This window comes from Sphingomonas sp. NIC1 (assembly GCF_001638925.1).
Lineage (GTDB): Bacteria > Pseudomonadota > Alphaproteobacteria > Sphingomonadales > Sphingomonadaceae > Sphingomonas > Sphingomonas aquatilis.
This window is the reverse complement of record NZ_CP015523.1, coordinates 140,701-159,085: the sequence shown is the minus strand read 5'-3', so window position 1 is coordinate 159,085 and position 18,385 is coordinate 140,701. Positions and strand designations below refer to the sequence as shown.

General features: G+C 64.6%; 16 protein-coding genes and 1 pseudogene. 2 read left to right on the top strand and 15 right to left on the bottom strand.

What is annotated here, in order from left to right; genetic code table 11:
* Positions 1-14 precede the first annotated feature (14 nt).
* From A7E77_RS18395 to A7E77_RS17045, 8 genes and pseudogenes are all read right to left on the bottom strand, one after another.
* Complete coding sequence (locus tag A7E77_RS18395; RefSeq protein ID WP_226341924.1) at positions 15-596, bottom strand: ABC transporter permease; 582 nt, start codon at positions 594-596, stop codon at positions 15-17.
* Positions 597-604: 8 nt separating this feature from the next.
* Positions 605-1,630, bottom strand: coding sequence for an HlyD family secretion protein (locus A7E77_RS17075; RefSeq protein ID WP_078462369.1), 1,026 nt, complete (start codon positions 1,628-1,630; stop codon positions 605-607).
* Positions 1,617-3,140: a TolC family protein gene (locus A7E77_RS17070; protein ID WP_063690351.1), complete on the bottom strand. Its 1,524-nt coding sequence runs from the start codon at positions 3,138-3,140 to the stop codon at positions 1,617-1,619. Before A7E77_RS17070 ends, A7E77_RS17075 begins: the two co-directional genes overlap by 14 nt.
* A gap of 39 nt (positions 3,141-3,179) precedes the next feature.
* Positions 3,180-4,343: a patatin-like phospholipase family protein gene (locus tag A7E77_RS17065; protein WP_063690347.1), complete on the bottom strand. Its 1,164-nt coding sequence runs from the start codon at positions 4,341-4,343 to the stop codon at positions 3,180-3,182.
* Positions 4,340-4,789, bottom strand: coding sequence for an acyl-CoA thioesterase (locus A7E77_RS17540; RefSeq protein WP_069319930.1), 450 nt, complete (start codon positions 4,787-4,789; stop codon positions 4,340-4,342). Before A7E77_RS17540 ends, A7E77_RS17065 begins: the two co-directional genes overlap by 4 nt.
* A gap of 1 nt (position 4,790) precedes the next feature.
* Positions 4,791-6,164, bottom strand: a complete 1,374-nt coding sequence (locus tag A7E77_RS17055; protein WP_063690341.1) for a Dyp-type peroxidase — start codon at positions 6,162-6,164, stop codon at positions 4,791-4,793.
* A pseudogene (locus tag A7E77_RS17050) lies at positions 6,164-6,858 on the bottom strand (hypothetical protein). Before A7E77_RS17050 ends, A7E77_RS17055 begins: the two are co-directional and overlap by 1 nt.
* 22 nt (positions 6,859-6,880) lie before the next feature.
* Complete coding sequence (locus A7E77_RS17045) at positions 6,881-7,969, bottom strand: catalase family protein (protein WP_226341923.1); 1,089 nt, start codon at positions 7,967-7,969, stop codon at positions 6,881-6,883.
* Between the two features lie 67 nt (positions 7,970-8,036).
* On the opposite strand from A7E77_RS17045, the gene A7E77_RS17040 reads away from it, so the two are divergent.
* Positions 8,037-8,705 carry a TetR/AcrR family transcriptional regulator gene (locus tag A7E77_RS17040; protein WP_078462368.1) on the top strand — a complete coding sequence of 223 codons (669 nt, stop codon included), beginning with the start codon at positions 8,037-8,039 and terminating at the stop codon, positions 8,703-8,705.
* Positions 8,706-8,840: 135 nt separating this feature from the next.
* On the opposite strand, the gene A7E77_RS17035 is transcribed toward A7E77_RS17040, so the two are convergent.
* The 7 genes from A7E77_RS17035 to A7E77_RS17005 all read right to left on the bottom strand — a co-directional run bounded on the left by A7E77_RS17035 (position 8,841) and on the right by A7E77_RS17005 (position 17,635).
* On the bottom strand, positions 8,841-9,452 hold the full coding sequence (locus A7E77_RS17035) for a recombinase family protein (protein ID WP_264177027.1): 612 nt from the start codon (positions 9,450-9,452) through the stop codon (positions 8,841-8,843).
* A gap of 228 nt (positions 9,453-9,680) precedes the next feature.
* Entirely contained in the window at positions 9,681-10,100 is a 420-nt protein-coding gene (locus A7E77_RS17030) for a hypothetical protein (protein WP_063690332.1), read from the bottom strand.
* Positions 10,097-13,849: a hypothetical protein gene (locus A7E77_RS17025; protein WP_063690330.1), complete on the bottom strand. Its 3,753-nt coding sequence runs from the start codon at positions 13,847-13,849 to the stop codon at positions 10,097-10,099. The genes A7E77_RS17030 and A7E77_RS17025 overlap by 4 nt, the downstream gene beginning before the upstream one ends.
* A complete protein-coding gene (locus A7E77_RS17020; protein WP_063690328.1) occupies positions 13,846-15,555 on the bottom strand; it encodes a phospholipase D family protein in 1,710 nt (569 codons plus the stop codon). The genes A7E77_RS17025 and A7E77_RS17020 overlap by 4 nt, the downstream gene beginning before the upstream one ends.
* Before the next feature lie 127 nt (positions 15,556-15,682).
* Entirely contained in the window at positions 15,683-16,876 is a 1,194-nt protein-coding gene (locus A7E77_RS17015) for a DUF6361 family protein (RefSeq protein ID WP_078462367.1), read from the bottom strand.
* Positions 16,877-16,949: 73 nt separating this feature from the next.
* On the bottom strand, positions 16,950-17,270 hold the full coding sequence (locus tag A7E77_RS17010; RefSeq protein WP_063690326.1) for a helix-turn-helix domain-containing protein: 321 nt from the start codon (positions 17,268-17,270) through the stop codon (positions 16,950-16,952).
* An 11-nt stretch (positions 17,271-17,281) separates the two neighbouring features.
* Positions 17,282-17,635: a type II toxin-antitoxin system RelE/ParE family toxin gene (locus tag A7E77_RS17005; RefSeq protein ID WP_063690323.1), complete on the bottom strand. Its 354-nt coding sequence runs from the start codon at positions 17,633-17,635 to the stop codon at positions 17,282-17,284.
* Between the two features lie 306 nt (positions 17,636-17,941).
* On the opposite strand from A7E77_RS17005, the gene A7E77_RS18540 reads away from it, so the two are divergent.
* Positions 17,942-18,364 (top strand): hypothetical protein, encoded by a 423-nt coding sequence (locus A7E77_RS18540; protein WP_318842617.1) that lies wholly within the window; start codon positions 17,942-17,944, stop codon positions 18,362-18,364.
* Positions 18,365-18,385 lie beyond the last annotated feature (21 nt).

The following is an 18,385-nucleotide window of genomic DNA, read 5'->3' as shown; positions in this document are numbered from 1 at the left end:
GCAGGCAACCGCGATCAGCAGGTGCAACACCCCGGGCCCAGCAGCAGTCCTAGATACCATTCCAGGCTGAGCGATGGATTGCCGAGCACCGTCACCTGCACGCCGGGCAGCAACGCCGGATCGATCGCGGCCAGTCCCGCCAGGCCGTGGGTGGACGCCCCGTACTGCGCCAGCGTGGCGGCGACTGCAACGCGCAGGTTCGTCGCCGCGAGTGCCCCCGTCGACAGGAACGCCGCCTGATGGAATATCTCGACCGGGGCGCGACCGGCATTACGGGTTCCGACGCCCCGGGGGATCACCACGGCGGCGACCGCCTGTTCGCGCCGCATCATCGTCACCGCGGCAGCGACGTCGGGCACCCGGCCGACAATCCGCAGGCCTGGGGAGGCGTCGATGGCGCGCACGATGCGCCGGGCCAGCACGCCGCCGTCACGATCTACAATGACGGTGGGCAAATGGTGCGGCGATCCTGCAGATAGCATCGCTGCCATCGCGCCCAGCAAGATTAGCGGCATGACAGTCAGCAACGCCAGATCGACGGGCGTCGAAATGATGCGGCCCCATTCGCTCCGGCACGCATTAAACAGGGTGACCATCGCGGGCGTCACGCCGGCGGTTCGAACAGGACGCTCATGCCCGGCCGCAACCCTTGCGCCCCGCCTTCGGGTTTCAGCGTGACCTCGAACGCGCGGACGTCATAGCCGCGCGACTGGCGCGTGGCGCGCCATGTCGCGAAACTGCCTTGCGGCGCAATGTGGCTGATCCGGAACCGTAGGTCGCGGCCGAGCGCCGGGACGTGGCCGACGAGAAGGCGACCGGGCGTCAGTCCGTGATAGGCATCTTCGCGCACGGTCAACGCAACGTGCGGGTGATCGACGTCGATCACCTGAAACGCCGGCAGGATCGGGCTCACGATCTCGCCGGGGCGCAGCAACCGGCGTGACACCTCGCCGTCGATCGGAGACACGAGCCGCTTCTCGCGCTCCAGTGCGGCAGCGGTCGCGGTCGCGGCTCCGGCGGCGCGGACCTGCGCGTCGGCGATCGCGCGATTTTGCGGCCTGATGCCGGCGCGTGCCTTGTCGTACTGGGCCTTTGTCGCCTCCGCCGCACGGCCGGTGCTGTCGCGCGCGGCATGAGCCTCGTCGCGGCGCTGCGCGGCGATAACGCCTTGCGCATAAAGCGTGTCGGCACGGCGGCTCGACACCGCGGCCAGGTCGGCCGTCGCCTGTGCCGCCAGCCAGGTGGAACGCAACGAGGTCAGGTCTTCCGCCCTGGCCCCTTCGATCGCCACCGATTGCAGCGCCCGTGCGCTGTCGAGCGCCGCCTGCGCCTGCTGCTGACCACCATCGATCTCCGGCGCCGACAGGATCGCCATCACCTGCCCGCGGCGGACCCGGTCGCCCTCGTCCACCGCCAGCGTCTCCACACGAGCCAGCGCCTTGGTAGCAACATTGATCTCATCTGCCTCCACCTCGCCTTGCCATTGTTCGGGCGCGGGACGGCTCGCCAGCCACAGCCCGAGGCCGACGATTACGACGACGACGGCGATGCCGATCCACAGCAACCAGCGCGCGCGGCGCGAGGGGCGGCAGGATCGACGTCGACTGCCGGATCGGTCATGGGCGGGCATCCGTGGCCAGATGGATGTCGGCGCCGGCGATATGATCCGCGAACGTATCGAGTTGGCCCGATGCCGACAGGAGCGCCGCCAGCGCGAGGTCATATTCATAGGCGATCGCCGCCCGCTGCGTGCGGGCCGTGGCAAGGGCGGCTTCCGCGGCCAGCACCGCGGTCATCGTTGCTTCTCCCTCGCGGAACGCAATCTCCTGCACTCGCAAATTCTCCTGTGCAGCCGCGAGCGAACTGTCGGTCAGCAGAAAGGCGCGCCGTGCCGATTCGACCAGATCCCACGCGCGCAACGTCGCGGTAATCGCGCTCTTGCGCGCTTCACGCGCGGCATCGTCGGCGGCCGCGGCGTTTGCCTTTGCTGCGTTCAGGGCATGGCGACGATCGACGTTGGACAGCAATGTGTAGCGCACGCCGACTCCGACCACCCAGTCAGGCTCGGTCGGCAATGCATTCGATCGGTTGAGATTGTATTCGCCGAACGCGAACGCCTGCGGGCGGTAGCGCGATCTCGCAAGATCCACGCCGGCGCGGGCGACCGCACCTGCCGCGTCGGCCTGCCGCGTCTGTGGTAATCTTGCCTCGCCGCCGGTGAAGCTGCCCGCGGGCGCAAGCGGATGGCTGACGACAAAGAGACCGGTGGTGGGGCGTACCCGGTCCACCTCAAGCAGGCGGGCAAGGTCGTCCCGGGCGCCATCGTGGGCGATCGCGGCGCGCTGCCAGGTTCGCTCGGCGCCGTCGCGCGCGACCTGCGCCTCGAGCGTGCGCGCGTGAGGAACGACCCCCGCGGCCTCCATTTTGCGAACGTCCGACAGCAGCCGGTCGAGTGCGTCGCGGCTTTCCCGCGCCGACGCGGCGAGCGCCGCAGCGGCCTGTTCGCCGAAATAGACGCGGATGAGGTTGAGCTGCGCGAGGTCGCGCCCTTGCGCCGCGCGCGCCGCGGCGATCTCAGCGGCTGCGCGGGCGCCGCGCTGGATCGCAGGTATCGCTCCGCCGGAATAGAGCGGCAGTACCCCCTGCACCGTTGGACGGAACACATCGTCACGGTAGCGATAGCTCAGCTGGTCGGGGATCGCGGTAAACAGGCCGGGCAAAGCCTGCCCGATCCTGCCCACGATGTCGGATGCAATCTGCTGAAACGCAGGCGGGACGGTCATCGGGATGCCGGACAGGAAATCCTGCGTCGCATCGCGCGCATCCTCTTTCTGTCCGGTCAGATCGACCGCCAGCGTCTTCTGATATTCAATGTACTGCGCCGACGCGGTAACGACCGGACGCCTGAGCGTCGCTACCGCGGCTGCCGTTTCGCGCGCCGCATCTTCTGCGTGGTCGGCGGCCGCAAGCGCTGGCGAGGTCGTCTCCAGGCGTCGGCTTGCCGCATCGAACGTCATGGCGACGTCCTGTGCTGCCGCGCCGGCAGCGATTGGCATCAGCGATGCCGCGATTATTGTCGCGCGTGCCATCCCGAACCCTGCCCAGCCACCGATCATCGTCAATTCTGTAATCCCGGCCATACGCGGCAATCGACGAACCACGACCGCGATGATCCTGTTCTATTCATGATCGAGACGATCCGCGACGGCAAGATCGGCCGGGGTGGGCGGCGTCTTGCGCCACGAACCAGTGCGTCCCCGCTCGACGCCATAGGCGTACAGGCGTCGCATGTAGGTCTTCTCGAACAGGCGGTCGCTGGGTGCGACGTCGTTCCCGATGAACGTCAAGTTCCAGTCGATGCCGTGGCGATGCGCGTAGACGTAGCTGGTTTCCGCCAGTGTCAGCAGCGCTGCCTGCTGGTTGAGCGCGAAGGCGCGCTTCAGGATCGGGACGAGCCGCGGCGTCACCATCTGAAAATCGCCGCCAAGCCTGCTGTTCATCAACAGGTAGACGTGCAGCCGGGCGGCGTCCCCGATCGGCGCGTCGCTGACCGCGAGCTGCGGCGGGATTGCGAGGATGCCAGCGGTCGTCCCGCCATCGGCATGAAGCTCGCGTACGGGCGCCCCGTTGCTGGACGCGTCGATCACCACCGGGGGAAACACCACAGGAATGGACGACGATGCCAGCAATACCCGCCGGAACAGCTCGACCTTGTCCGGCAACATGCTGGCGGCGATTGCCCCCATATCCCAGATCACGCTGCGTTGCGCGTCGAGATTGGCGGTGGCGACGAACAGGCGGCGCCCCTTGGCCTGCTCCTCCGCGATGCGCGCTACAAGTTCCGGTGTCACCTCACGTGCGATCAGTTTCGCAAGCGGTGCGGTGGAGGCGACACTGGTCGATCCCGGTATCGCAAGTGGGAAGCGGGGATGGAAGATGTCCCTTGCGGATACGCTGGTGTAAAACCGGGCGATCGATGCATCGCCTTCCTTGCCCAGAAAGGCAAAGGGAGCGATCAATGCCCCGGTGCTGACCCCGGTGACAACGCTGAACTCCGGACGCGTGCCGCTCTGCGTCCAGCCGTTGAGCACACCGGCGCCATAGGCACCCTCGTCAGCACCACCCGAAAGGGCCAGCATCGTTACCGGCTGCCCGGCCGGCACATCGGGTCGCATCCGCTGCGCGGCATCCGGCAGATCCGCCCAGAAACGGACCTCCGGCGCACCGGCAATAGCGGCCGCGGCACTTTGCGCCCCGGTGAACGGCACGCGCTCCACCGTGGTACATCCACTGACAAACGCCATTGCGGCTATCGTAACGGCGCGGAGGATCTGTCTGGTCATCGCATGGCTCCACTAGCCGTAGTTGCTTCAGTGTCACGAAGATAGAAATGCTGAGCAAGATCGGGACGAATACGCACAAGTTGCCTGGACCCGCGATCGATGCACACCAGCGTAGACTCAACTATGGCAACGTCTTCGCCGTTTCGCTCGAAGCGAGTTTCAAAGTGGGCACGACATCCTTGATGACCAATGACGCGCACTACGGCGACGATCAGATCGTGCAGCACGGCGGGCCTGTGATAGACCACGTCATGACGGTGCGCGATCCAGGCGAGCGTCTCTACCTGTTCTGGCGGCGCGGTCTTGCGCCAATAGGCGTTGACCGCTTCTTGCATCCACATGAGATAGATGGCGTTGTTCACATGATCGAGATCGTCGATCGCTCCCGGACCGACCCTGATCGGATGCCGATATTCAACGTAGCGGCCCGGACCATGGTCAGGCATCTCAGTTCCACGATCCTGCCGCGATCCATCGCAAAGCGGTGAGCGAAGGCATGAACATATATTCGCCGCCACGCAGCCGGTTGTACGTGGTGACACCGTCTATACGGCGACGAACCGGCTCGGCAGGCACGGTGAAGCGTCCGGGTTCCTCATGCAGGCCGACCACAGGATCACGCTCCTTCCCCAGGTCGATGAAATTACCGCGATTGATCCATTCCTGCTGCAGAAACTCGATCGTGTCGAACGCACGTGCCGAAATGAAGATGAAGAAGATGCCGCGATCGTCCTCGCCATCGTCGGCAGCAGTCAGGTCGGCCGACCATTTCGGACCGAAGGTGGAAGAGCGGCGGATGATCCGGTGGATGTTTTCGTCGGTCAGGATCGTTAGTCGCTCACCGCGCGGATTGAGGCGGCGCATGTGCGCGCCATGCGGACAGACAATTCCCGCCTTGTCGCCCGAGAAATCAAAGTCGTTGCGCCGGGCCGGATCGGCGCCCAGCTCTTCGTCGTCGCGGGTCGGCGACAGGATCAGCGGTGCCCCCGATCGCCAGCGGCCGAACATCTTGGCGGCCAGCAGCTCCTGCGCCGCCTCATCGTTTGCCTGGCCGCGCACGAAATCGTTGAATGCGCCCGGTCGACTGTCATACTTGCGCAGCACGACATAGGAACCGTTCCGCCCCAGCGCGTCAGGCTGCGGTATCTCCAGCGGCGCTCCCGTTTCGCTGTCCTCGCCCAGGATGAACTCGCCCGGCGCGATCGCGCGCTCCTGCCCCGGCTGTGGATCGACCCCGGCACCCGCGACGGTCGGCTGCGACACCGAGTCACGAAAGCCGAACGGGTTCTTGGCATCCGCATCGGCTCCGAAACGATGTGTTCCGATCAGCGTCACGCCGCTCGATGCATGATATTCGGACATTGCCCGGTCGGTGGCTTCGTCAAGCCGGGCCTGATCCGAAGCGAAGATGGTGAGCGCGATGTGGCAGCGATTGTCGCGATACGCCTCCTCCCATTGATCGGGAGCATTCTCTCCCGCGTCACGCAGCTGCTCGGCGCGCGCCGCCATTCCCTGACGAAACGACAGAGGAAAGCTGGCGAGCGAGCCTTCGGGCACCCCAAGCGCCTTCAGACCCGCGTGACTGATCGCCACACCGGTCCATGCCGTCAGCTCTTCGGTCCAGTCTGCTGCGGCAGGGATATGCGGCGCGAGCCTCCGCAGGAGATCGCGGCCACCCGCGGCGTCGTCGACGTGAAGCATTGCGTGAATGCCGACATACGGTTCAGGCCGCGCGCGCAGGATCAACGCCTGAATGTCGTCCAGCTGCAGCGTCACGCGGTCAGGGCGGAAGCGGTCCTTGAGGTGCTGGAGGATACCCATCAGTAATCCACTCCGTGCGGCACCGACACCTGCTTGGACAGCAGGGCCAGCGCGTCCCGTGTCGCGGGGTCCACAGCGGTGTTGCCGGCCATTGTATCGAGGAAGGCATCGAGCGCCGTCTCCATCCGCTGCAGCCGCCGCACGTCCACAACCGTCACCTGCGGGTTGGCGACGAACCAACCGGCCGCGTCGATCTGGTGATCGGCGATGAAATCCTTCACGTCAGGCGAGGCAATCCCCGGCCACCCTTCGACATTGGCGAACAAGAGATCCATCAGGTCAGGGATCTTGGTCGCGAAGTCGTTGATATAGGTATCCCAGTCACCGTCGTACGCCGTAGCGAACAGGATGCGCGTGTCGTCGTCGAACAGGACGAAACGCATGTCATGCAGCGTCGAAACTTTCTGGGCGCCGTCGAAATTGCCGCCGGTCAGGTTGAAGATGCGACGCAGCCGGTCGCCGCCGCCAGGCTTGAGTTTGGCGATTGCAGTCAGTTCGGACACATTGCCCGATTGCCGGCCGGCCCGGCCCGCCGACCCGGCGGTGCCCTTGAACAGAGGGTTGTGGTTGCGGATCAAGCCTTCGATCGCGATCCTGGCCAGCGTGGGGCATCGGCGGCGATTTCTGCGGCGAGGCGACGGAACTCTTGCAGACGGGTTTCGTCATCAAGCCTGGGATCTTTACTGTCGGCCATGAACGGCTCCTTCTGGTTCGGATCAGTCCGGAATTTCATCAAGCGAGCGTGGTTCGCGCCGAGCCACGGCATTCAGCCTGTGCCGCTGGCTGGAGGACGATTCATACGCTGCCTTGCGGATTCGCATGATGCCGCCGAGCGGCCGATGCGCCGCGACCCCGTTCCACGGGTTGAAGGCGAGATGGTCGTCGCCATGCACCTGTCTGGCCGGGGCATAGGCATCCTGGGGAGGGAAGGTCAGCGTTGCGATCGCGCGATGCGGTGAAAGGGCAGGATCCCACAGGACCGCCGCGTCCTCGACCGGCATTTTATCCGGGTCGACGCATAGCTGCGCGCGTAATTCGTAGGTGGCGCCGGCGTGCCGGAAATGGTCGACTACCGCGTCACGCATGGTCGAGAAGCCCGCCTCGACCTGCCGTCCGGTCAGTTCGGCCACCCCCCCGACCGGCGCCAGCGACAGTTTCGCAACATGATCGCCGTAGCGGATTGCCGCCTGCGTATAAAATGTCTCGCCCAGCATGTTCGCATGGTCGCGCGCCAGTCCGTCAAGCGTGGCATTAGGGCTGCCGCCTAGCGCCTCCACAGCGCCCTTCACGCCACGCGCGGCAGCGGCGATCAGCCGCTGCGCCGCCTCAGGCGCGTCCGCGTTCTTTTCAAGCAGACCCAGCATGACCTTGTATTTGGCGATCGTACCAAAGGCGAGCGTTGGAAAATTGACCATCAGGAAATCCTGATTGGCCCCCCCGAGGGTGGGTGACAGGCGCTCGCCCCCAACGCCGATGACCTTGACCGCAAAGCCGCGCGGGGCCGGCACTGCATCGCTGTGAATATCACCCGGCGCCGATGACAGTCGAGCTACGATCTCATGTTCGCCAGGGTGGGCGAAGATGCCCTGCGCCAATTCGGCAGGCAGATCCTGATGGACTGTCATCCGCCCTTTCAGGATCGCATGGCTCTTCGCATGTGCGTCTCGGTGCGCATGATGATGCCGCTCTGCGTGAGCAGCCTGTGTCGCCGCCATTCGAGCCACGATCTCACGCGTCAGCGCAGCTTCGTCGGGCTGCTCGATTTCGAGATCGTCGCGATAGGCGATGGGGCGGCGGGTGGTCACGGATGACGGCTTTCATTGAGGCGGGCGTCATTAACATATCAAGCGATATATTAGTTGCAATACCTGTGTGACTGTTGCTCTTGACGCCAACGGGCTGCATCTGGTGTCGGTGGATTATGAGACGACACCGACGACGCAGACGGTACCACGCCGCAGGAAGCGTCCCGAGATGCGGATGGAGACGCGGACACGACTGCTCGACGCCGCGATAGGGCTGATCGTTGCAGGAGGGGTCGCAGCCGCCTCGATTCGAGGCATCTGCGAACGCGCCGGCTTTTCGCAGGGCGCATTCTATTCGTATTTCGCCAGCAAGGACGATCTTCTCTTCACGCTGGTCGAAGAGCATATGGCGAACCTCGCAAGAAAGTTCGACATGTTGGTGGCAGACACCCGGTATCAAACGGCGGAAGCCATCCTGGATACGATCGGTGCCAGTCTGGATGCCTTGTCCGTCGACGCCAGCTATTCGGTTCTGGTGGTCGAACTTCACCTTCACGCACGTCGCAACGCCGCGTTCCGTGCTCGCTTCGAACCGGTCAAGATCGCGTACGAGTCCGCTTTCGCCGGTGTAATGTCCCATCTGCTACGGCGTACCGGCCTGACGCCGGTCATACCGAGCATTCAACTAGCGCGCATCCTTCTTTCGCTGTGGTCCGGTTTGACCCTTCAGGAAAGCAACGATCCCCCTCCCTCTATACAAATGCGACATGTGTTCGCTGCGCTCGCGCAAGATTGATCGATGCCGCCCGGCAGGATAATCAACGTTGCCGATGCGGTAGGGGGCGGTACCGCACAGATCCTGACCCTAGCGCCTTGCCCGATCCGCGATGCTGTTTAGAACATTACGATCGGCGATGAGACATGCATGAACTCAGTCACCCTGCTGAGGCGGAGTCGCCCTCGAGCGATGGATTGCGGTCACGCGCTTGACGTGAGCTATGCTGCATCCGGCGAGCTCCGCAGTTTTCGCGATGCTCATGCCCGCCTCCCGCAGACCTACGATGCGTCGATGGTGGGCGAGATCCGGCTTGCGTCCGGTGTAACGCCCCGCCCTCTTCGCGACCTCAATGCCCTCGCGTTGCCGCTCGCGGCGCGTCTCGTAGTCGTCGCGCGCCGTCTGCAGCGCCACCCGCAGCAGCATGTCCTGCACTGCCTCCAGCACGATGCGCGCCACGCCCGCGCTGTCGGCCACCAGGTCGGACAGGTCCACGATCCCCGGCACTGCGAGGCGCGCCCCCCTGCCCCGGATCGTCTGCACCAGCAGCTCCGCCTCCGGCAGCGGCAGGCGGCTGATCCGGTCGATCTTCTCGGCTACCACCACCTCGCCCGGCTGCAGGTCCGCTACCATGCGCAACAGCTCGGGCCGGTCGGGCCGCGCGCCCGACGCCTTCTCCCGGTACACCGCTGCCACGTAGAAGCCGGCCGCCTTGGCGCCGGCCACGATGTTCTCCTGCCGCGCCAGGTCCTGATCGACCGTACTCACCCGCAGATAGACGCGCGCTACCTTCGCTCCGCTGCCTGCCACCTACTCATCACTCCTGCTTGGCGTTCTTGGGTATAGCCTCGCGAGCCGTTGGCTGATTGAGCAAGTTGCGACCCATTATGGCCGAGAAAATATCGCGGCCATCTAAATATAAGACGCTTAACAGCCTTCAGTTTCGTTCAGATTTCTTCTCGGCCTTCTAATTTTTATGCATACGGAGCTAACTACCTAAAGCAATTGATGAATTAGTTCGACCGCTGCAGCTGAGAGCAAACCGGCACTCGGCATGAGCAGGAGCAGGCGGTGAAGCTGTTTGCGTTGTGAGAGTACCGCCGACTCATTCTGGGCGTTTCTTTGCTCCGTCATGGTCGCGAGCGCCGCCCGCAATTCGGCGTGCCAATGCTCATGTTGCATGGCGACGCATCCTAGTTGATCGCCCAACTGGTTGAGGCTAATTGTAATGGTCTCGACCTGCCTACCGGATGTGTCCAAGCCATCCTTCATGTCGTTAAGATCGCTGCTGAGCGCCTTTAAAACGCCCTGCGTTTTTTTCAACTTCTCACTCATCACCTTCTCGACGGGAGTGGCGATCAGCTTTTCCAGCAGCTTCTCCAATGCTTCGATGTCGGGGTCGGTAGCGTCGGTCATGCAGCATTTGGACAAATGAGAAGGTGTGTTTGACGGGCCAAGCGCAGGCCGCACAGATTTGCCAGCACCACTGCGGCGTTACCCTCGTACGTCGCTGCGATGATCCTCTTGCCGATCGTCAAGCTTTCCGCGGCATAGCCTTGCGCCATATGCGCGTCGAAGTCAGCGAGTCGTTTCTGATCATGACGTAAAGCATCGCGCTTCTGTCGCAGATCGTTCCAGGTGCGCCTGAAATCTGCGCGCGAATCAGCCAGCTTTGCCGTCAGCCGAAGCTTCAGCTTGTCTAGGTTACTGCAGCGCACGACCGCTTGCCGTTGTCGCCGGGCACGCCTGCTCCGTTCCTCCCGTACCGCGTCGCGAAGCTGCGCGGGCAGGGTTCTAACGATCACCCTACGACGCTCCAAGGCAGCCTTTTGCAGCCTCTGGCAATCCTCGGCGAATTGCCCGGACAGCCACGTCCAGTACTTGCCCGCGCCAAGCTGCGCACACTGGGCGTCGTAGGCCTGCTTCATCGCTTCAACACACTCTGATGCAGACACGGGGGGATGCAGGCCTGCCCGTTCGCTCAGCGTTCTCGCGATGCACTCGCACGCGTCAACGAGCTTGTCTTGGTCGGCTTGCAACCACGCCGTCAGCGCGTCGACATGGGGCAATACCGGCTTGCCCTCCTCGTCCATCAGGGCCAGCGTTCCGTCGGGCGCGTAGCTCACAGCAATGGGGATCGCGGTCACCTGCGTCCGAACCACGGCCTCGATCCCGGCCAGCGCGGCGTTCAGCGTGTCCCGCGCCTTTGTGGCGTCGTCCAGCCGTCGCTCCCACCGCGTCTTTGTCCTTTGCACCACCTGCACCTTTGCTCGGCCCCGGCGCAGGTCGTTCCGTGCGGCCGTCAGCGCGTCCGTCCGCTCCTGGCGCAGCATCTCGACACGCCAGACCGTCTGCTCGCCCACCTCCTGGCTGATCCGCAACCGGGTGTCGCCTTCGCAGGATCGGGCGATATCCTCCTCCAGCGCGTGCAGACCCTGCGCCCGCACCGCCGCCGCCCAGTCGCGATACGCCCCCGGTTTCGCGAGTTGATCGCTCCAGCTCTTGCCGAAGTCCAATGGGTAGAGCCGCTTGCTCAGCGTCGGTTCGACGGGAAAACCGAACAGCCCGATCTGCTCCACGAAGTGCGCGCGCACCGCCTCAAGGTCGGGCATGTCTTTGAATCGGCGCTCCATTGATTCTTGGTCGAATGTGTAGGTTAGCACCAGACGGTAGCGCAGCCGCGAGCGCATCCAGCCCTTCAGCTCCTCCAGCTGGCGTCCCAACTCAACGGGGTCCAGCATGCCGAGCTTAGACGCGTGGCCGACCAGCAGGATCAGGCTGGCGGCGGGCAGATGCCGACGGGCGATCCGCTCGACCAGCAACCGCTCCCTGGGTGCGGCCGCGGCGATGCCGGGCAGGTCCAGCACGGACACGCGCACCGCTGGTTCACCCACGGCAAAGTGGTCGGCGGGAAGGAACAGCGTCACCGGATCGGTGCTCTGGTGGCGCCCGTCCTCTACCGCGGCGCGAACCGTCCCCAGATGCGCGCGCACCGCCTCCGCCGACAGACCGGGCGTGTCGGCCGTATCGATTCGCCACTGGTTGTCACGCGACCGCAGGTAGCGCATCGGCAGCGCGGTGGACGATTGACCATGGACGCGGCCACCGCGCAGCACCGTTTCCACCTCCGCGGCCGCATCGTCGCGTATGCCCAAGCGTTGCAGCTCCTTGGCGCTGATCCAGTCGATACTCTCGACGTGGTTGCGCTCGGTGACGATGCGCCCGAGCACTGCCTCAGCCCCCGCCGTCTCGTTCCATGCCGTCTGGGATGCCGCGAAATCGCCGGACTTTCGCTCGCTCGCGGCAAGGAGGTTCCAAAGCGGACGCGCGCGTTCGGCGTCCTTTTTCGGCTTGCTGCGGATCTCGACCTTCTGAGCTCTGAGCGCCTTCCGTAACTGTCCGGTGACCGTGCGTAGCGCGTAGCGGGCGGACGAACGGTTGCCCTTCAAAGGATCGGTCGCCCGGACTAGGAACGGCGACGGATGGAACAACGACATCACGGGCAGGCCGGACTGCGGAGCCAGCCGCTTGCTTTCCCACGGTCGCCGGCGGGCGGTTGGCCCGACGTCGAGGTAAGCGTCCTCGACACCGAGGCTGATCAAGGATGCAACACTTTGCGGGGTGGCGCGAAAACGGCTGAACAGAAGCGTTTTCTGCGCCGGGCTGTGCGCCCAGGGACCTGCAAGCGGCCACCACTGCATGGAAGGGGCAACCCAAGGGAGCGCGAGATCGGGTGTTCGCGAGATCTCGCGAAGGGCTCGGAGCTTCGGGCTGCCCCAGCCGTCCTTGCCGTCGCCGGTGCGTCGAGCAGAGCGCAGCACCGGCACGCCCGGTTGGCGGCTGAACTCGACCTTGTCGGCGATTTTGTAACGGGACCCGAGCGCCTGCGCCGGTAGTGGGACGGACAGCCAGTAGGCAGAGGCCGCGGTCTTGTTCCGGTCTGACACCTTGCTGGCGAAGTGCCGGAAGGTATGAAGATCGCCGGGGGAAAGGGCCAGCGGATCGCGCTGGGTGCGGTGATCGAGGCCGATAGCGGGCGGGCGCTCGGTACGTGCTATGCAGGGGCGCAGAAGGCGGTCGATCCGGTCGCGCGTCGCTTCCGCACGCTCCTTCAGAAGCGGATCGATGGTGTCGCCCTCTGCGTCACCGATCGCACGCAGGATCTCGCCGAAGCTGGCAAAGAGCTGCTCGGCGTCCTCCCGCACGGCGGTGCTGCGCGTCAGAAACTCGATCGTGTCGAAAAGCTCTTCGTGAGCCTGAGGACCGTCTTTTCCGTCCCAGGACTCGCCATACAGGCGATAGGGTGTGGCCGACAAAAGCAGCATGGCAGGCTTTTTCGAGCCGATCCCGAGAAGGGCGCGCCCCAGCCGGTCGCTTTTCGAAGGTGCCAGCATCTCGCGGAAGCGCTGAAACTCGTCGAAGACGATAAGGTCCGGCGGGGTCGCCTCGAGACATGCCTCCGCAAGAAGGCGGCGCAACACCGTCAGCGTCCGCGCCTCGGGCTTTGTCTGTGCGGCTGTCGCGATGCGTTCGCGAAGACCCGGCCGTTTACCCTCCGGATTGAAGCGCGACTTGAGCGCGGTGCGGAAGGTGCCGACAAGCTTCGGATCGATGCCGCCCATTAGCCGCTGCGCAGTACGGCAGGCGCCGTCCCAGCTCACGGTCGCGCGCTGTTGGATGAAGCGCTCGGGGAGTGTCTCCAATATCCCCGGCACGGCGCGTTCGAGCAGTAGACTCAAAAAGGCACGCTCGACCGCAGCGCCAGGTGTCGGTCGTGTGCCTTCGGGCGGGAAGGAGGTCTGAGGAGACAGCGAATAGAGCCGGAGCGGCGATGGCGGCTCCTTGTCGTTCGGCCGTTGATCGAGCGGGATCATCGACAGCCGATCGACCTTGGAAAGGGCCCGCAGCCTGGCGCGCTTGTCCTCCAGAAAATCGACCAAACGCGCCGCGTTCTGGTCGGAGACACGAGCATTGCTGGTGACGTAGTAGACCGTGAACTTCTTCCTACCGCCACGCGACAGCTGCCGGACGACCTCCCGAGCGACTGTCGTCTTGCCGAGGCCGACCTCGTCGGCCACCAGAAAGCGGCGACTGCCCTTACCGGTCAGCGCGGCTACGGCAGCGCCTACCGTCGCGTTCTGAAAGGCGCGCGGCGTGCTGCTCATCTTGCGATCAGGACCTCGCGCGCGATGCGCCAAGTCTGCTGGAGGGCGGTCAAATCGTCTCTGTCCGCCTGCGTAAGGTGCTCGCCATGAGCCAGGACCGCAGCCACATAGCGGTCGATCACGGCATCGACACGCTTCAACGAACCGGACTTGTTGGTCTGGTCCTTGGCCCAGGCGGTCAGGATATCCTCGAGCGCGAGCCCGTCATGCTTCCAGCTGCTCCGCTTGGGCGCAACCGCTTCCGGCTCCGTGTCCCAGTCGTCCTCGCTCCCCGCCCCTGCTCCACCCTCGAGCATCTCGCGCAGCCACGCCTGCAGGCCGGCGACGCTCAGAAAGCGGCTGATCGCGGCAGCGTCCCGCTCCGCGTCGATCGACGGGACGACCGGCACGCGCAGGAGCCATGACGCCGGCGGCAGGTCCCCGATCGTCAGCCGAAACTGAACAAGATCCGTTTGCAGGGACAACGGAACCTCCCCGAGCTCAATGTGCGTCACGCCGGGCTGCCAGCGGTGGAGCGCCATCGTGGCGAGTCCTACGTCCAACTGAACTGAGGGCGTCAGCGGCAGGGCTTCGCCAGAGGTGAGACGATATTTCTTGCCGTTGCGGTCCAGGCTGAGCGACGTGTCCGCAAGCGTCCAGCGCAGCCTTTCGAGAGCAAGTTCGGCTGTGTCAGCTTCTGTTTCCGTCAGCGTCTGCAGGAGAGCATCGGAAACCGGTGTGGCGGACCCGACGATCGCTAGGACGCCGTCGATCTCGCCGCCGCCGCCGGTAAAGCGGGCAGCGACTTCCGCATTACGGCCCGACCAGGCCCGGTCGGTGGCATTGGCGCTGCCGGCGACGATCTTGATCCGATCGCCCTGGATCGCCGCGAACAGCTTGGCGTGGAGCCCCGAATGCGTAGCGCCGCCCGAACCGTCGTCTTCTTCGTCCGTTGCTGGCTCCCGGTCTGTCTGCTCAACCTCAGCGACGTCGTCGCCGTCCGGGAGGGGTGCCCCAAGCGCCAACAGCTTGAAATCGGCGAGGCCCGTGCGACCTTCCTTGCTGAGCTTGCGCAGCGCCGGAAGCGTCGTCACCAGAGTGCGGTCCGCACTTGCCTCGGTCATGTCGGCAAGAGATCGTGCAAAAGCATCGCAGAGGAACGGGCTCAGGACGACGATCTTGTCTCCGGACGCCGCATTGAGCGGAGCGACCGGCTCCGAGCCGCGCGTCCAGAGGTCGATCCGAGACACCTCGATGCCGTCCGGCGCGATCCAGCGCACGGTCCCGAGCTCATCCGCGAGATCGTCCGGATCGACGCTCGGCAGCTCGGCTGCGCGCGCGAGGGTTGCACCCAGCGCATCGATGCCGCCGATGATCTGGCTCCCCTTTCTGCGGCGGCTTTCGCCGTCCAACACCAATCCGAGATCGAGGTCGCGGCTCATGGTGAGGTTGCGGCTGCCGACCCAAAGCCGCCAGAACCGTCGCGGTCCCTCCGCTTGGTAGCAGATAAGCGCGGCTTTCGGGTGCCAGCTGTTCGCGCTTTCCCGATAGGGCATCTCCACCACGAACTGGTCGAGCACGGCCGCGATCTTCGGGAGCCTCGGTCCACGATGGATGCGGCCACGCTGGACAATGAAGCGTACCCGTTCGCGCAGCGCTTCGATCGCACCGGCGAAGTCGGACTTGTTGCCGCTCGCATTGTCGCGGCCGCGGGCGTGGAGGTTCAACAGGGCGCCCCAAGAACGATCGGGTCGGCGGAGTAGGCGGCGAACAGAGCGAAGTGGGTTCTGGTCAGCTTGGGTGGCCGCAGGAGCTCAAGAAAGGCCTGGCCAGGGAAGTCCTTCGGCGCCGTTCTCATGCGCCGACGAGGTCCTGCAGCAGCATCTGCACCCGATCCCAGCGGTAATGAAGCGGCGCACCCTGCGGATGGTGATCATTGTCCCAGTCCGCACGCTGATCGACGCCGAATTGGCTGCGTGAGAGCCGCGCTCGTCGCCCCTTTCGCGCCTCTTCGGCGTCACGGTACACGCGCTCCAACCGCATCGGATCGGTGTGTCCGGCGCGTACCCATGCGAGCGTGTCGTGAAGTGCAACAGAGACGACGGGAGCCAACTCGGTCCGGTCCCTCATGTCGTCAAGAAAAGCTGGCCAGTCCAAGCGAGCAGCCTGGGACTTCCAGCGCTGGACGATGCCGGTCAGTGCCGCGCGTTGCGTATCTGAGCGCTTGCTACAGTCTAGCTCCTCGCACAGGGTCTCCACCTGAGCGGCGTAAACTCCGCGGCCGATCGCGGCGAGAGCAGCGGCGTGGCCGGACCGCTCAAGCGCTGGCCGTTCGGTTTCCGCAAGGTCCCGGACTTGTGGACCCCAAGCAGTACGGCTCGACGACACGTCGTGCCCGACCAGCAGCGAGAAGATCGATCTCGCCCCGGGATTTCTGGGCGACGTCAGGCTTCGCAGGCGTTTGGCGAGGAACTTCCGCTCGCTACGAGTGAGATCGAAGCTCAGCGTACCCTCGCCCTCCCCGTACCAATCGTCGGCCGGTTCCGGAACGACGAACGGCCAGGATCCTCCTCCGAGCGGCGTCCCTTCGTCGTCCTTCAGTAGCGCGCCCGGCTTACCCGCGACCATCCGCTCGACCTGATAGCGGCTAAGCGGACCGCTGCCTTCCTGCTCGCGCACCAGCCCCCAGCGTTGCAGCGCACCCCAATAGACCTGGCTGGGACGCTGCTCGACCGGAGAGGGATAGTTGCGGCTGCCGATCACACCGCCCGGCTCGTTGATCAGGCGCCCGGTAAGCAAATATTCGCGCCGCTTCACGCTTTCCTGTGCGCGTTGCCCCTTGGCTGGTTTGAGGTGCTCATCGCGGTAGAGCCAGGGCACGAAGAGGACATAGCGCAAGCGGGTATGCAGGACTGACGTGCCGGGAAAGAACCGATCGGCGTAACGCTGGTGGACGATCAGGAACCCGATCTCGTCCCGAATCCCTTTCTGGTCCGAGTTCATGAATTTGCGCGCCTCGCGCATCGCGTCCGGCGACAGATAGGTCATTCCAAAAGACGCCAAGCGTCACCCCCAGACTCTCTAGCCGCCCACAAGGAGAGCCGCTCACAGATCGACGCGGTTAGGCTGTTTCCAGCACCCGCACCGCGCCGATCCCCTCATGTCGCGGCCGGACCCAAATCTCGACATCGTGGCCGAGTTTCCGGAGCCCGTCGGTGATGTAAGCTTCGCTGATGCCGTCGAAACGGCCGCGGAGGATCTTGGAAAGCTTGGGCTGTGGCATGCCCATGCGAGCAGAGGCAGCGGTCTGCGTCAGCCCCAGTTCGCCCATGCTTCGCTGAAGAGCGGCGGCGAGCTTGGACTTCACCAAACGACCTTCCGGATCCGAAAGGCCGAGATCCGCGAAGACGTTGCCACTGGAGGTCACATGCTCGACTGCCATGTCGGGGTCCTTTATAAGGCTTGTTTGCGTAGCGCTCTCTTCTCGGCAGCCAATCTTTGAGCCGCTTTCAGTCGAGCTTCGATCGTTTCCTTCTGGTGCTTCGGAACGGCGATGCCGCTCGTCGACTTTTTCTGGAAGGCGTGGAGAACGTAGATATCGTCGTCGATCTTGACGTTGTAGATGCAGCGATAGGTGTCGCCGTCGTCCCGCTCAATTAGCTCGATACTCGAGCCGTACGGCTTGGCGTTGACGTGTCTCATTCCAAGCTGGGCTAGGTAGAGGCCGTGTCCAAACTCGCTTCGGACATCCTCGGGCATGTCGACCAGGTCGTCCCTGCTACTACCCATCCACTCCAGTTCGCGCATTCTCCATCTCCGTTGACGATGGAAGAAGGCCTATATCCATTTAGGTATAATGTCAACCGGGCTGACGGCAATCCGCTTGTTCAGGGCCCCGGACCTCGTCCGTTCTGAAGCCTTCAGTCCGCCTCGGGGCAGTTGGCGTTGATGCTATGTTCCGCTGCCGCTAGACTGCCGGGAACGGCGAAAACGCCGATAGCCGTAAAAGTGGGGTGGTCAGTGCAGCGCCAAACATTCGTCTCCCATGGCAGGCTGGCTGCTCGTGAGATCAGATTGGAAGCCGCGCGTGCCCAGCGGCACGGCGTCCAGGTCATGACATTGGAGCAGCTTGCGGCTCGACTGGCGGGTGGGTTCATCACCGGCATCGATCCGGAGGCGTTGCGCGACGCGATCCAGGCGTCGGTGACCGACAGCGACCTGGGCGAGCTCGACAACATCAAGGCCCTGCCCGGCTTCGTCAGTGCCGCGGCTGACACGCTGCACAAGGCATGGCGCGCTGGTGTGGATCTCTCGGCTCGTGCGGGCGAGGACCCGCGCCTCGCCGCCATTGCCGCGCTGGAAGATGCCGTCATCGGCCGTCTCCCCACTCGATGCTGCGGCCCTGCGATCTCGTCACGCGTGCAACCGAGCGCCTCGCTCATGCCCCTGCCCTGTTCGGGAGCATCGACATCGTCGGTCACTCCGAACTCTCGCCCTGCTGGCGCGAACTGCTGTTCCTGTTGGCCGACGCGGTAGCGGTCCGCTGGCATGCTGGCC